The organism is Bacillus sp. EB106-06-01-XG163 (assembly GCF_058791615.1).
The window spans coordinates 282,010-296,282 of sequence record NZ_JBYTDS010000003.1; the positions used below are offsets into that span (position 1 = coordinate 282,010).

Sequence of the window (14,273 nt, forward strand, 5' to 3'; positions counted from 1 at the left end):
TCTTTTCAGTGATTTAAAATACGGCTTAAGAATAAACGCGCCCTCTCTTCACGGGGGCTTTCGTAAAATTCAGCCGGTGCAGCTTCTTCTAAGATGGCTCCGCCGTCGATAAACACGATGCGGTCCGCCACTTCTTTTGCGAATCCCATTTCATGTGTGACGACTGCCATGGTCATGCCTTCCTTTGCGAGTGTTTTCATGACATCCAGCACTTCCCCGATCATTTCCGGGTCAAGCGCGGATGTGGGTTCATCAAACAGCATAATTTCGGGCTTCATCGCAAGCCCCCTGGCGATGGCGACACGCTGCTGCTGGCCGCCCGAAAGCTGTGAAGGATAAGCGTCCGCTTTTTCCGGTATACCGACTTTTTTCAAATAGTATAAGGCCGTTTCTTTTGCTTCTTCTTTTGATTGCTTAAGCACTTTGATCGGTGCGAGCATGATGTTTTGCAGAACGGTTTTGTGCGGGTACAGATGAAAATGCTGGAACACCATGCCGATATTGCGGCGGACCTTATTTATATCCGTTTTCTTGTCATGGATGGAGACGCCGTTTACCGTTAAGGCGCCTCCATCAACTGTTTCCAGCTGATTAATGCAGCGGAGAAGCGTGCTTTTTCCCGATCCTGAAGGTCCGATGATAACGACGACTTCCCCTTTTTTAATGTGCAGATTAATGTTTTTCAGCACGTGGAAATGTCCGTAGTGCTTATTTACATCCTGAAATGAAATCATGGCCATCCTCCTTAAAAAACATGAGTCATATTGACTGGACAGTTTTTGAAATCCTTTAACACATTACGATGGTTATACAGATTTTTATGAATATTATTTAGATTATTTCGTAATTTCTGATAATTATTTCCGTCAAGAGGTCTGTCATAAGGCGGAGTTTACGAAACGGGAATAATTCCGGCTTTCTGTCAAAAGATAAAGCAAGAGGTGAAACGTCATGCTTCAAAAACCGCTGCAGCTCTTAATGTGGACGGCTGTATGTCTGCTCGTTTTGTTAACAGTGTATGTCTTTTGCATGCTCGATATGTTATGGTCTCCCATTTGGCTTGTTATAAAATCTCTCTTTATTCCTATATTCATCGCAGTATTTATTGCTTATCTTTTACTTCCGATTACTGAATGGCTTCATAGAAAAGGGATGCCTAGAACTTTAAGCCTGCTTCTGATTTATTGCCTGTTTTTCGGCGGAATCGGCTGGGGGGTTTATAAAGGGGTTCCTGTTTTAATTGAACAGCTGCAGGATCTGTCTGAGAGCATTCCCGGTCTTGCCAAAAACTACAACAGCATGCTGAAGCATCTGCATAATCACACGGATCATTGGCCTGACGGCATGCACCATCGAATGGACAAAATGATTCAGCAGACAGAAACGTTTCTTGCCGGCACGATTGAAAGCACGATCAGAAGCATCCGTTTCGTGCTTGATTATATCCTGATCGCGGCGACGATTCCTTTTCTCGTGTTCTATATGGTGAAGGATATAGACGTCATGAAAAAGACAGTCTGGTATTTGACGCCGAAGTCCTGGAGAAAAAGGGGGAGTGAATTTCTGCGGGATGTGGACGACTCTCTCGGTGATTACATCCGCGGTCAGCTTCTCGTTTGTTTTTTGCTCGGGTTAATAGCCGGCGTTTCATTTTGGCTGTTCGGGCTTCCTTACCCGCTGATTTTGGGCCTTGCCATCGGGATTACGAATGTCATCCCGTATTTCGGTCCGTTTATCGGCGCTGTACCGGCGCTGCTCCTTTCGCTGGCGATTTCTGCTAAAGCTGTGATCATCGTAATCGTCACGATTTTTATTCTGCAATTTATAGAAGGAAACATTTTGAGCCCGCTTATTGTCGGGCGCAGTCTCAGAATGCACCCCGTCGTGATCATGCTGGCGCTCCTTGCCGGAGGAGAGCTCGCGGGCATTCCCGGCATGATTCTCGCTGTTCCGGCGGCAGCCGTTTTAAAAGTGACGGCCATACACTTTTTGCGGATCAGGACGGAACATTGACATTCGGGTTCTGCTTGTCTATAATTTCGAGTAGAATACATACGAATCTCGAGTGACGGATATGAGTACGCCGAAGCCCTGTTTAAGAGAGAAGCTCCGATACGCTGAAAGGAGCTTCAGCAGAAGATCGGCCGAAGCTAATCCTGAGTGCAGTTAAAGGCTGCCGCAGTCCTGCGTTACGGGATGAAAGGTGACAGGCCTTTTTCGGCCTGTAATCAGGGTGGTACCGCGAGACAGCTCTCGTCCCTGTGTGAACGCATGGTTTGCATAGGGAGAGAGCTTTTTTGCTGTCGCAAAAGAGAATTTCGGGTAGTGATAAGGAGGAATATAGATGAAACACTTAACTTCTGCTGAAGTGCGTCAAATGTTTTTAGATTTCTTTAAAGAAAAAGGCCATGCCGTTGAACCGAGCGCCTCATTGGTTCCGCATGAAGATCCGTCTTTATTATGGATCAACAGCGGCGTTGCGACGCTGAAAAAATATTTTGACGGCCGCGTTGTGCCGGAGAATCCGAGAATTGTAAACGCGCAAAAATCAATCCGAACAAATGATATTGAAAATGTGGGGAAAACGGCGCGCCACCACACGTTCTTTGAGATGCTCGGAAACTTTTCCATCGGTGATTATTTTAAAGAAGAAGCGATCACGTGGGCATGGGAGTTTTTAACGAGCGAAAAGTGGATCGGCTTTGATCCGGAGCTGCTGTCTGTAACGGTTCACCCTGAGGATGAAGAAGCTTATACGCTATGGGCGGAAAAAATCGGCGTTCCGGAAGAAAGAATCATCCGTCTGGAAGGGAACTTCTGGGATATCGGCGAAGGCCCGAGCGGACCGAATACGGAAATTTTCTATGACCGCGGCGAGAAATACGGCAATGACCCGTCAGATTCTGAATTGTATCCGGGCGGCGAAAATGATCGCTATCTTGAAGTATGGAACCTGGTATTCTCAGAGTTCAACCACAACCCGGACGGCACGTACACACCGCTTCCGAAGAAAAACATTGATACGGGCATGGGGCTTGAACGGATGGTCTCCGTGATTCAGGATGTCCCGACAAACTTTGACACTGATTTGTTTATGCCGATTATTGAAGCAACAGAGCGCATTTCCGGAGATGCTTACGGAAAGGATGCAGTGAAGGATACGGCCTTTAAAGTGATCGCCGATCATATCAGAACGGTCGCATTTGCGGTAAGCGACGGAGCTCTGCCGTCAAATGAAGGGCGCGGGTATGTACTGAGACGCCTCTTGCGCCGGGCAGTGCGATACGCGAAAACCATCGGTATCAGCCGTCCGTTTATGTACGAACTAGTACCGACTGTTGCAGGAATTATGGACGCTTTCTATCCGGAGGTGAAAGAAAAGCAAGAGTTTATCGCCAAAGTCATCAAAACGGAGGAAGAGCGCTTCCACGAAACATTAAACGAAGGTCTGGCCATTTTATCCGACGTGATAAAGAAAGAGAAGGAAAAAGGCAGCGGCATCATCTCCGGAAAAGACGTATTCAAACTGTACGATACGTACGGATTCCCGGTTGAATTGACGGAGGAATACGCGGAAGATGAGCAAATGACGGTTGACCATAAAGGCTTTGAAGCCGAAATGGAAAAACAGCGTGAACGGGCGAGAAATGCGCGCCAAGATGTAGGAAGCATGCAGGTTCAGGGCGGCGCATTGCGCGACATTACCGCAGAAAGCACATTTGTCGGCTACAGTGCCGTAAAAGCTGAAGCGAAGGTGATCGAGCTTCTTCATGACGGGCAATTAATCAGCGAGGCGCATGAAGGGGATACCGTCCAAATCCTTCTTGACAAAACGCCTTTCTATGCTGAAAGCGGCGGACAGATCGGTGACAGAGGAGTGCTGAGAAGCGAGCAGGCTGTCGTAACCATTAAAGACGTGAAAAAAGCTCCGAACGGTCAGCATGTACACGAAGGCACGGTGGCTAGCGGCACGATTCAAAAAGGCGCAAGCGTGACGGCTGAAGTTGAAGATCAAATGAGAAGCGGCGTGGTGAAAAACCATACGGCAACCCACCTCCTGCACCAGGCGCTGAAAGACGTTCTCGGCACACATGTCAACCAAGCGGGTTCACTCGTTACCGAAAACCGTCTACGTTTTGACTTCTCTCATTTCGGTCAAGTGACGAAAGAAGAACTTGAACGCATTGAAGGAATCGTCAACGAAAAAATCTGGGAGAGCATTCCGGTAGCGATTGATTTGAAACCGATCAATGAAGCAAAAGAAATGGGGGCGATGGCCCTGTTCGGCGAGAAATACGGCGATATCGTCCGCGTCGTACAAGTCGGAGATTACAGCCTTGAGCTTTGCGGCGGATGCCATGTCACGAATACGGCTGAAATCGGCCTGTTTAAAATCGTATCCGAATCAGGGATCGGCGCAGGTACGCGAAGAATTGAAGCCGTAACAGGAAAAGGCGCTTATCAGGAAATGAACAGCCAGCTCAGCCTTCTGCAGCACGCTGCGGACGAGCTGAAATCAAACGTAAAAGACGTACCGAAGCGAATTCAGTCTCTTCAAGCGGAGCTGAAGGAAGCGCAAAGAGAAAATGAATCATTGCTCAGCAAACTCGGCAATGTGGAAGCCGGAGCCATTCTGTCTAAAGTAAAAGACATCGGCGGCGTAAAAGTGCTGGCTGAAAAAGTAAATGCGAAAGACATGAACCACCTTCGCACTATGGTGGATGATCTGAAAGCGAAGCTCGGTTCTGCGGTCATCATTCTCGGCGCCGTGCAAAATGAGAAAGTCAACCTTTCAGCAGGCGTGACGAAAGACCTGATCGAAAAAGGCCTTCATGCCGGCAAAATGGTCAAACAAGCGGCTGAAGTCTGCGGAGGCGGAGGCGGAGGCCGTCCGGACATGGCGCAGGCCGGCGGAAAGCAGCCTGAAAAATTGGAAGAGGCGCTGGCATCTGCGGAAGATTGGATAAAATCCGTTTTATAATCCTTTCAAGTAGTGTAGAATGATGATAAGATGAGGACCTCAGGCTGAACTTTGCCTGCGAATTTGGGAAAGAGGTGCAAAACGGTGAGCTCGTTTGATAAAACGATGAAATTTAATTTCTCCGATGATTCTGCTGAAACAAACGTCGAAGAAGTGCTGAATACGGTATATGATGCGCTTCAGGAAAAGGGGTACAATCCTATCAACCAGATTGTCGGATACTTGCTGTCTGGAGATCCTGCATACATTCCTAGGCATCGCGACGCCCGGAACTTAATTCGCAAACTGGAACGTGACGAATTAATCGAGGAATTGGTAAAATCCTATCTAGAACAGCATAAAGAGGCGTAAATACATTCATGAGAATATTGGGACTTGATCTTGGAACGAAAACACTCGGCGTAGCTTTAAGCGATGAAATGGGCTGGACCGCTCAAGGCATTGAGACGATAAAAATAAACGAGGCTGAAGGAGATTACGGTCTGGACCGTTTATCCGAGCTGATGAAAGACTATAATGTAGAGAAGATCGTGCTCGGTTTTCCGAAAAACATGAACGGGACGATCGGTCCGAGAGGCGAAGCCAGCCAAACATTTGCGAAACTGCTTGAAACAGCGTACAATGTCCCTGTTGTGCTGTGGGACGAGCGTCTGACGACGATGGCGGCTGAAAAAATGCTGATCGCGGCTGACGTCAGCAGGCAAAAACGAAAAAAAGTCATTGATAAAATGGCGGCTGTCATGATCCTTCAAGGATATCTGGACAGTTTAAACTAAGAGGTGAAAAAAATGGAACACGGCGAAAAACACATTACAATTGTCGATGATCAAGGCAACGAACAGCTTTGCGAAGTGCTGTTCACATTTGAAAACGACACATTCAACAAATCTTACGTACTTTATTATCCGATTGATGCTCAAGACGATGATGAAATCGAAATTCACGCTTCAAGCTTCGAACCGAACGAAAACGGTGAAGACGGCGAACTGATGCCGATTGAAACTGATGAAGAGTGGGAAATGATCGAAGAAACGCTGAACACGTTTTTAGCGGAAGAAGACGAAGAATAAAATGAACGGGAAAAGCCGGAGCGCATATGCGCTTCGGCTTTTTTTTGTAATAAATTGCCGAATGCACATGAATCATGTAGTATAAGAGCTGTTGGGAGGAAAATACTTGTATGAATATCAATCAGACTAAACATTCATTTCCGCGTAAAAACAAAAAAACGACGATAATACTGTCCTCCGTGATCGCTCTGCTTATCATCATTTGCGGTGCTTTTTTCTATGGAAAATCTCTGCTGTCCCCGGTTGACAAAGGCAGCAAAACGGCAGTCAATATTAATATTCCGAGCGGTTCTTCCGTTTCGGCAATCGCTGAAATTCTTGAGGATCAGCATGTCATCAAAAGCAAAAAAGCATTTCAGCTGTATGTGAAGTATAAAGGCGCTTCCGGGTTTCAGGCGGGATTTTACCACCTGAATAAAGGAATGGATGTGGATGCGATTATCAAAAAACTGACCGCGGGATCAACGGGATATGCCTTTCAGATCTCCGTTCCGGAAGGAAAACAGCTTACACAGATTGCAGAGGCGATCGCAAAAGAAACATCATATTCTAAAGAAGAGATCATGGCGAAACTGGATGACAAAACATTCATCGGCAAACTGAAGAAACAGTTTCCTGATACGATAACGGACGCGCTTTCAAACAAGAAGCTCAAGCATCCGCTCGAAGGCTATCTGTATCCGGCCACATATCCGTTTAATGATCCGGATGCATCGCTTGACACGATTTTGACGACAATGGTTCAGGAAACAAACACCCGTATCGAAACGTATAAATCTGAACTGGAAAAAAAGAAACTTTCCGTCCATAACGCGCTGACAATGGCATCGCTAATTGAAGAAGAAGCCACCGCCAAAGCTGACCGTCACAAAATCGCCAGCGTTTTTTACAACAGGCTCGAAGAAAAAATGCCGCTGCAGACTGATCCGACGGTATTATATGCGGCCGGTAAGCATAAAAGCCGGGTCTACTACAAAGACCTGAAAATTGATTCTCCGTTTAATACGTATAAACATAAGGGGCTGCCGCCGGGACCGATTGCAAATGCCGGTGATTCATCATGGGAAGCGGCTCTCCGCCCTGACAAAACGGATTATCTCTATTTCCTTGCAAAATCAAACGGCGAGGTCGTTTTCACCAAAACATTAAAAGACCATAATAAAGCGAAGGAAAAGTATATTTCCAAAAAAGACAGCGAATAAAAGGAGGGCAAAAGCTCTCCTTTTATTCCATTCTGAAAGGTTTTATGATAAAATATATCGGGTTGTTTACTTATGGATAAAGAAGTGTCTTAAGAGAGTGTCCCCGCGGATTCGTCAGGGGCACTCCTTTTTAGAACGGAGGCTGTTTGCCGTGAATGATCGGTATGAACAAATAAACGAGTATATAAACGCGATGCTGAAGCCTCGGCCTGATAAAGTGAAAAAGCTTGAAGCCTATGCAAAAGAGCACCATGTTCCGATTATGGAAGAAGCGGGCATTGAAGTGCTGCTTCAAATGCTGTCGATTCAACAGGCGAAAAACATTTTGGAAATCGGCGCGGCAATCGGATATTCCGCCATACGGATGGCGCTTGAGCTTCCGGGTGCGAATATTTACACGATTGAACGGGACGACAAACGCTATGAAGAAGCTGTGAACAATATAAAAGACTTTGAAATGGAAAACCGGATTCACGTAATGCACGGGGATGCGCTGGAACTTTCTGAGTCTGTCCGTGTCACGGCTCCTTATGATGCCATTTTTATCGACGCGGCCAAAGGCCAGTACACGAACTTTTTTGAGCTCTATGAACCGATGCTTGCGCCGGATGGAGTCATTTTTACGGACAATGTTCTGTTTAAAGGACTGGTGGCACAAAATCACTCGGACATTGAGCCGAAAAGAAGACGGAAGCTTGTTGAAAAAATTGATCAATATAACCAATGGCTGATGAACCGGCCTGACTATCAAACGGTCATACTGCCGGTCGGAGACGGCATCGCCATCAGTAAAAAGAAGAGGTGAATGATCATGAAAAAACCTGAACTTTTGGTGACTCCGACTTCTGTACAGGATATTCTTCCGCTCATTCAAGCGGGCGCAACGGCCCTGTTAGTCGGAGAACAGAGATACGGCCTGAGACTGGCCGGTGAATTTTCAAGAGAAGATATAAAAGAAGCCGTAAAGACAGCTCATCAGGAAGGCGCGAAAGTGTACGCCGCCGTCAATGCTATTTTTCACAACGAAAAAGTGGACGAGCTGAACGGCTATCTTGCCTTTTTGCAGGAGGCCGGCGTTGATGCGGCTGTTTTCGGTGACCCGGCCGTTTTAATGGCGGCGCGTGAAGCGGCTCCCGAGCTTAAACTGCATTGGAGCACGGAAACAACGGGAACCAACTACTATTCCTGCAATTACTGGGGACGCAAAGGCGCACGGCGGGCAGTGCTGGCTAAGGAATTAAATATGGACAGCATCATTGACATAAAAGAAAACGCCGAAGTGGAAATTGAAATTCAAATCCACGGCATGACGTGCATGTTCCAATCGAAGCGTTCTTTAGTGGGCCATTACTTCGAATACCAAGGTAAAGTCATGGACATCGAACAGAAGAAAAAAGAAGCGGGGATGTTTCTGCATGACAAGGAACGGGGCAATAAATACCCGATTTTTGAAGATGAAAACGGCACGCACATCATGAGCCCGAACGATGTGTGCATGATTGATGAATTAGAGGACCTGATGGACGCCGGCATCGATTCTTTCAAAATCGACGGAGTTTTGAAGTCTCCTGAATACTTAACTGAAGTGACCCGCATGTACAGAGAAGCAATCGATTTGTGCTTCGAAAGCCGAGAGACATACGAAGAGAAAAAAGAGAGCTGGATAGAGCGGATTGAAAGCATTCAGCCTGTGAACAGAAGCATCGACACAGGATTCTTCTTTAAAGAAACGGTCTATTAAAAAGGAGGGTGCAACGGATGACAGCCGTAAATCAAACCATTTCCAAAGTCGTAAACGGAAAACGCGTCATTACGAAAAAACCTGAACTCCTTGCTCCGGCAGGAAACCTTGAAAAATTAAAAATTGCCGTTCATTACGGAGCGGACGCGGTTTTTATCGGAGGACAGGAATACGGACTCCGCTCAAATGCGGATAACTTCTCAATAGAAGAAATTGCAGAGGGCGTAGAATTTGCCAAAAAATACGGGGCAAAAATATATGTGACAACAAACATTTTCGCCCATAATGAAAATATGGACGGTCTGGAAGAATACTTAAAAGCGTTGGGAGACGCAAAAGTTGCCGGAATTATCGTCGCTGATCCGCTGATTATTGAAACATGCCGGAGAGTGGCCCCGGACGTAGAAATTCACCTCAGCACACAGCAGTCCCTTTCCAACTGGAAAGCGGTGCAGTTCTGGAAAGAAGAAGGGCTTGACCGCGTGGTGCTTGCCCGTGAAACGAGCGGACTGGAAATTAAAGAAATGAAGGAAAAGGTGGATATTGAAATTGAAACCTTTATCCACGGCGCCATGTGTATCGCTTATTCAGGCCGATGCGTGCTGAGCAATCACATGACGGCCCGGGATTCCAACCGCGGCGGCTGCTGTCAGTCCTGCCGCTGGGATTATGACCTGTATCAGACAGACGGTGCAAACGCGGTCGCGCTCTATGACGAAGAAGACGCTCCGTTTGCGATGAGCCCGAAAGATTTAAAATTAATTGAATCCATTCCGCAAATGATCGAGATGGGCATCGACAGCCTGAAAATTGAAGGCCGGATGAAATCGATTCATTACGTTGCGACGGTTGTCAGCGTGTATCGCAAAGTCATCGACGCATACTGCGCTGATCCTGAAAACTTTGTCATTCAAAAAGAATGGCTGGATGAGCTGGACAAATGTGCAAACCGGGATACCGCGCCTGCTTTCTTTGAAGGCACGCCCGGGTATGAAGAGCAGATGTTCGGCGAACACGGAAAGAAAACAACATTTGATTTTGCCGGTCTCGTGCTCGCGTATAACGAGGAAACTCAAATGGTGACGCTCCAGCAGCGCAATTTCTTTAAACAAGGTGACGAAGTGGAATTTTTCGGTCCTGAAATCGACAATTTCACATTCACAATCGGCACTATTTGGGACGAAGACGGAAACGAGCTTGATGCTGCCCGCCATCCCCTGCAAATCGTTACATTTAAAGTAGACAAAAAGATTTATCCGAGCAACATGATGAGAAAGGGGAAGTAATCACCAATGGGTAAGAGTCCTGTAGTTATAGGCATCGCAGGAGGTTCCGGATCAGGAAAAACAAGCGTCACCCGTTCCATCTATGAACAGTTTAAAGGACACTCGATTTTAATGATCCAGCAAGACCTTTATTATAAAGACCAAAGCCATCTTCCGTTTGAAGAAAGGCTGAACACAAACTATGATCACCCGCTCGCATTTGATAATGACTATTTAATCGAGCATATTCAAGAGCTTTTGAATTACCGGCCGATAGAAAAGCCGATTTATGATTATAAACTGCATACGCGTTCTGAGGAAACCATTCCGGTTGAGCCGAAGGATGTCATTATTCTGGAAGGCATTCTCGTTCTCGAAGATAAAAGACTTCGCGACCTCATGGATATGAAACTTTATGTCGACACGGACGCGGATCTCCGTATCATCAGACGGATTATGAGAGATATTAACGAAAGAGGCCGTTCAATCGATTCTGTCATTGAGCAGTATGTGTCCGTCGTCAGACCGATGCACAATCAGTTTGTTGAACCGACGAAACGCTACGCGGACATCATTATTCCGGAAGGCGGGCAAAACCACGTCGCGATTGATCTGATGGTCACGAAGATTCAAACGATCCTTGAACAAAATGCAATTTTGTAATACCATAGCATAGACATAAATAACTCAGACCATATTATGTATAGGCTGGAAGGGAATGAGACAGTTCCCTTCTTTCCCTGTTTATAAACCGAAACATTTGCAGAAAACACACATTCAGTTTAAGATAAACAGTACCTATATGGGAGAGAAGAACGAGGACTGCCCTGTGTTCTCATTCTTGATTTTTTCGTTTATGCTCTCATACATAATCACACGTTATTGTTGAGGGACAACCACCAAGGAGTGAAGGAACATGGCACAAGAAAAAGTTTTTCCGATGACTCACGAAGGAAAACAAAAACTAGAACAAGAATTAGAGCAATTGAAAACGGTTAAACGTAAAGAAGTAGTAGAACGAATTAAAATCGCAAGAAGCTTCGGAGATCTGTCAGAGAACTCTGAGTATGATTCTGCAAAAGAAGAACAGGCATTTGTGGAAGGGCGCATCACGACGCTTGAAAACATGATCCGCAATGCGAAAATCATCGAAGACGACGGCGGTTCAAATGTAGTCGGTTTGGGAAAAACCGTATCATTCATCGAATTGCCGGACGGTGAAGAAGAATCTTACACGATTGTCGGAAGCGCTGAAGCTGATCCGTTTGAAGGGAAAATTTCAAACGACTCGCCAATCGCCAAAAGCCTGCTCGGCAGAAAAGTGGACGAAGAAGTGACAGTTCAGACGCCGGGCGGAGAAATGCTCGTGAAAATTGTGAAAATTTCATAAGATCCGTTTAACAATGAAACACCTCGTCCAAAATATGGATGAGGTGTTTTTTATGATCGTATCAAAAAGGCTGAAAACGGCCGTGATTTGTTTTCTGCTCGTGTTTTTCTTTCTGCTTGCGAGGCTGGCTGAAATTCAGTTGTTTTTTACAGAATCTTTTTCAAAATCCAATATTAATCTGATTCAGGAAAGCGTCAAGCAGCGGACGGAAGAAGTCCTTATTTCGGATGGACGCGGCTCTTTTCTTGATCGGAACGGCAAAGAACTGACCGGAAAAAAGCAGCCTGCCGTCATACTGTTTCCCTTTCTCGTGACGCAGGATTGGCCGGTTGACCGGGTATCAGACATTCTCGGAATGAAACAGGGGGAGCTCAGGCAGCTGCTCACGGAAGCGAAAAAACCGGTGGTCCTGAACAGCAGAAAAATAAAACATTTGACGAAACAATCCGTGTCAAATATCAATTCTTTGAAATATCCCGGCATTTACGGCGTATATATGAAAGACAGCAAAGAAACAAACATAGCCGCTCATCTGTTGGGCGCGACAAACCAGGACCCTGAGCTTTTGAAAAAGAAATACCCCGGCAGGAAGGAACTGCCGATCACGGCAAAGATCGGGACAAGCGGGATGGAGCGGACGTTTGATGAGTTTTTACTGGCGGATCAGGACACAAAACTTTTGTATCATGTCGACGGAAGGGGAAACCCTTTATTCGGAATGGACGTCAAATATACGGCTGAAGCAAACGCGTTTTATCCGCTGCAAGTCAAAACCTCCATCGACCGCAATATTCAAAAAGCAATGGAAGATGTATTGAAAGACCGCGGGTTAAAAAAGGGGGGAGCCGTCCTTTTAGACATTGAAAAAAGCAGTGTGCTCGGAATGGTATCAAAGCCTGACGCCGACATGTCAAAGCAGCAGACACTGCAAAATTACATGCTGACGCCGATTTATCCGGGATCAGTATTTAAAACGGTGATCGCCGCAGCCGCAATAGAACAAAACGAAGTGAAGCCGGGCACATCCTTTAACTGCAATCTCAACCTGTACGGAGAGCCGGGGGATGACAAAGGCACGCTCAGTTTTGGAGAAAGCTTTGCCCAAAGCTGCAATTATACGTTTACAAGCCTTGCGGAAAAATTGATCAAAAAAGATGATTCCGTTATTGAAAACATGGCGGAAAAACTTGGTCTCACCCAGCGGGCGGGCTGGGAAGGCAAGCTGTACCGGGAAGACGGATTCAGGCAGCTGTATAATGAAAAAAGCGGGGTCATTTGGGGAGATGACAAAGACAAAACCGTAAAAAAAGCCGTCGCACAGACGGCGATCGGGCAAAAAAACGTGAAAGTCACGCCTCTTGAAGTCGCCAATATGATGGCGGCGATCGCGCGCGGCGGTGAAAAAAAACAAGTCAAAATCGCGGACAAAATTGAATACAAAAACAAAACGACGATGGCGTCATTCAAAGATCAGCCGTTAAAAGGGGAAAACATCGACAAATATACGGCGCAGCAGCTTCAAAAAATTCTCAGAGAAGTCGTCACCTCACCGAAAGGAACCGGCCGAAGGTTTCAGGATCTGCCGTATGAGATAGCAGGCAAATCGGGAACGGCCCAGACGGGAATGTTCACAAAAGAAAAACAGACGCTTTACCACAAATGGTTTGCGGGATACTTTCCCGCGGACAAGCCGAAATATGCTCTCGTGGTGCTGCACATGGACACGCCGGGGGATAAGGCTCTGACAAATACAGTGTTTTATGATATTGTTAAAAAGGTACATGAAAATGAAATAAATCAGACATAGAACAACCGCTCAGCCCATGTTAAAATATATGCTGAGCAAGAGGGATAAAGGAGTGCAGAATGATTGAGCAATAAACAATCTCGTTTTGAAAACCGTGATAAGCGCAGAAAAGCAAATATGGTGCTTAACATTTTAATTGCTATCGTATCTATTCTTATTGTCGTCGTTGCCGTCAGCCTCTTCATCAACAGTCCGTCGAGCGACGTGAGCGAAAAAGCGGACACGAGCCAGAAGCAGGAAACACCTGCATCAGGCAAGACGAAGCAGACATCGGATGAAGACATAAAAGACAGCAAAAAAGATACGGCATCAGACGATGACAAAAAAGATAAACAGGATAAGGACACATCTGATTCATCTTCAGACTCTGACAGCAAAAAAGACGATGATTCATCGAAAAGTGATGACAGCAGCAAAAAAGACTCTGATTCAAGCGATCCTTTTAAAGGCGCAAAAATAACAGAGGGCGGCTCATCAAGCGATGTCGAGAAAACAATTGTTAACCCAAAATGGAAAGCGGTCGGCACAAAGCAGACGGGAGAACATGCGGCGACGTATGACTCAAGCTCTGAAGACTGGTCCGAAATGCTTGACGCCATCTCTTACGCAACAGGCGTGTCAAAAGATCACATGACAGTGCTGTGGCTCGGAAACAATGGAAGCCCGCAAGATGCGAAGGGGAAAGTTTTAGACAAAACGAACGGCAAAAAGTATCAGGTTACCATCACTTGGAAAGACAAAAAAGGCTGGAAGCCGACAAAAGTAGAAACCTTAAAATAACCGCAAAAAAGCAGCTGATTAATCAGCTGCTTTTTTT

At 46.1% G+C, this 14,273-nt stretch carries 14 protein-coding genes and 1 other annotated feature; of the genes, 13 read left to right on the top strand and 1 reads right to left on the bottom strand.

The features are described from left to right. Window positions 1-5 precede the first annotated feature (5 nt). A complete protein-coding gene (locus AC3WTF_RS05400) occupies window positions 6-734 on the bottom strand; it encodes an amino acid ABC transporter ATP-binding protein (RefSeq protein ID WP_007408209.1) in 729 nt (242 codons plus the stop codon). Between the two features lie 217 nt (window positions 735-951). On the opposite strand from AC3WTF_RS05400, the gene AC3WTF_RS05405 reads away from it, so the two are divergent. The 13 genes from AC3WTF_RS05405 to AC3WTF_RS05465 all read left to right on the top strand — a co-directional run bounded on the left by AC3WTF_RS05405 (window position 952) and on the right by AC3WTF_RS05465 (window position 14,236). Further along, window positions 952-2,013 carry an AI-2E family transporter gene (locus AC3WTF_RS05405; protein ID WP_007612803.1) on the top strand — a complete coding sequence of 354 codons (1,062 nt, stop codon included), beginning with the start codon at window positions 952-954 and terminating at the stop codon, window positions 2,011-2,013. A 43-nt stretch (window positions 2,014-2,056) separates the two neighbouring features. Then, window positions 2,057-2,264: a binding site (T-box leader), on the top strand. A gap of 80 nt (window positions 2,265-2,344) precedes the next feature. Beyond that, the gene (gene alaS, locus AC3WTF_RS05410; RefSeq protein WP_007408211.1) at window positions 2,345-4,981 is read left to right on the top strand and encodes an alanine--tRNA ligase; all 2,637 of its coding nucleotides are present in this window, start codon (window positions 2,345-2,347) and stop codon (window positions 4,979-4,981) included. An 84-nt stretch (window positions 4,982-5,065) separates the two neighbouring features. Beyond that, complete coding sequence (locus AC3WTF_RS05415) at window positions 5,066-5,332, top strand: IreB family regulatory phosphoprotein (RefSeq protein ID WP_012118070.1); 267 nt, start codon at window positions 5,066-5,068, stop codon at window positions 5,330-5,332. A gap of 8 nt (window positions 5,333-5,340) precedes the next feature. Next, window positions 5,341-5,757, top strand: coding sequence for a Holliday junction resolvase RuvX (gene ruvX / locus AC3WTF_RS05420; protein WP_003152750.1), 417 nt, complete (start codon window positions 5,341-5,343; stop codon window positions 5,755-5,757). A gap of 12 nt (window positions 5,758-5,769) precedes the next feature. After that, the gene (locus tag AC3WTF_RS05425; RefSeq protein WP_003152751.1) at window positions 5,770-6,051 is read left to right on the top strand and encodes a DUF1292 domain-containing protein; all 282 of its coding nucleotides are present in this window, start codon (window positions 5,770-5,772) and stop codon (window positions 6,049-6,051) included. A 110-nt stretch (window positions 6,052-6,161) separates the two neighbouring features. Then, on the top strand, window positions 6,162-7,253 hold the full coding sequence (gene mltG, locus AC3WTF_RS05430) for an endolytic transglycosylase MltG (RefSeq protein WP_047935986.1): 1,092 nt from the start codon (window positions 6,162-6,164) through the stop codon (window positions 7,251-7,253). A 151-nt stretch (window positions 7,254-7,404) separates the two neighbouring features. Further along, window positions 7,405-8,058 carry an O-methyltransferase gene (locus tag AC3WTF_RS05435; protein WP_015387906.1) on the top strand — a complete coding sequence of 218 codons (654 nt, stop codon included), beginning with the start codon at window positions 7,405-7,407 and terminating at the stop codon, window positions 8,056-8,058. A gap of 6 nt (window positions 8,059-8,064) precedes the next feature. After that, entirely contained in the window at window positions 8,065-8,994 is a 930-nt protein-coding gene (locus AC3WTF_RS05440; RefSeq protein WP_007408214.1) for a peptidase U32 family protein, read from the top strand. Between the two features lie 17 nt (window positions 8,995-9,011). Then, a complete protein-coding gene (locus tag AC3WTF_RS05445) occupies window positions 9,012-10,280 on the top strand; it encodes a peptidase U32 family protein (RefSeq protein ID WP_003152759.1) in 1,269 nt (422 codons plus the stop codon). 6 nt (window positions 10,281-10,286) lie between these two features. Continuing rightward, the gene (udk, locus tag AC3WTF_RS05450; RefSeq protein ID WP_003152763.1) at window positions 10,287-10,922 is read left to right on the top strand and encodes a uridine kinase; all 636 of its coding nucleotides are present in this window, start codon (window positions 10,287-10,289) and stop codon (window positions 10,920-10,922) included. A gap of 253 nt (window positions 10,923-11,175) precedes the next feature. Further along, complete coding sequence (gene greA / locus AC3WTF_RS05455; RefSeq protein ID WP_003152766.1) at window positions 11,176-11,649, top strand: transcription elongation factor GreA; 474 nt, start codon at window positions 11,176-11,178, stop codon at window positions 11,647-11,649. A gap of 52 nt (window positions 11,650-11,701) precedes the next feature. After that, window positions 11,702-13,456, top strand: coding sequence for a peptidoglycan D,D-transpeptidase FtsI family protein (locus tag AC3WTF_RS05460; protein ID WP_015417895.1), 1,755 nt, complete (start codon window positions 11,702-11,704; stop codon window positions 13,454-13,456). A 63-nt stretch (window positions 13,457-13,519) separates the two neighbouring features. After that, window positions 13,520-14,236, top strand: coding sequence for a YrrS family protein (locus AC3WTF_RS05465; protein WP_014305483.1), 717 nt, complete (start codon window positions 13,520-13,522; stop codon window positions 14,234-14,236). Window positions 14,237-14,273 lie beyond the last annotated feature (37 nt).

What these genes read in the sequence shown, in the direction of transcription:
- udk (WP_003152763.1), top strand. Translation starts at nt 10,287, where the DNA reads ATGGGTAAGAGTCCTGTAGTTATAGGCATCGCAGGAGGTTCCGGATCA.
- AC3WTF_RS05425 (WP_003152751.1), top strand. Translation starts at nt 5,770, where the DNA reads ATGGAACACGGCGAAAAACACATTACAATTGTCGATGATCAAGGCAAC.
- AC3WTF_RS05460 (WP_015417895.1), top strand. Translation starts at nt 11,702, where the DNA reads ATGATCGTATCAAAAAGGCTGAAAACGGCCGTGATTTGTTTTCTGCTC.
- alaS (WP_007408211.1), top strand. Translation starts at nt 2,345, where the DNA reads ATGAAACACTTAACTTCTGCTGAAGTGCGTCAAATGTTTTTAGATTTC.
- AC3WTF_RS05445 (WP_003152759.1), top strand. Translation starts at nt 9,012, where the DNA reads ATGACAGCCGTAAATCAAACCATTTCCAAAGTCGTAAACGGAAAACGC.
- AC3WTF_RS05405 (WP_007612803.1), top strand. Translation starts at nt 952, where the DNA reads ATGCTTCAAAAACCGCTGCAGCTCTTAATGTGGACGGCTGTATGTCTG.
- mltG (WP_047935986.1), top strand. Translation starts at nt 6,162, where the DNA reads ATGAATATCAATCAGACTAAACATTCATTTCCGCGTAAAAACAAAAAA.
- ruvX (WP_003152750.1), top strand. Translation starts at nt 5,341, where the DNA reads ATGAGAATATTGGGACTTGATCTTGGAACGAAAACACTCGGCGTAGCT.
- greA (WP_003152766.1), top strand. Translation starts at nt 11,176, where the DNA reads ATGGCACAAGAAAAAGTTTTTCCGATGACTCACGAAGGAAAACAAAAA.
- AC3WTF_RS05400 (WP_007408209.1), bottom strand. Translation starts at nt 734, where the DNA reads ATGATTTCATTTCAGGATGTAAATAAGCACTACGGACATTTCCACGTG.
- AC3WTF_RS05440 (WP_007408214.1), top strand. Translation starts at nt 8,065, where the DNA reads ATGAAAAAACCTGAACTTTTGGTGACTCCGACTTCTGTACAGGATATT.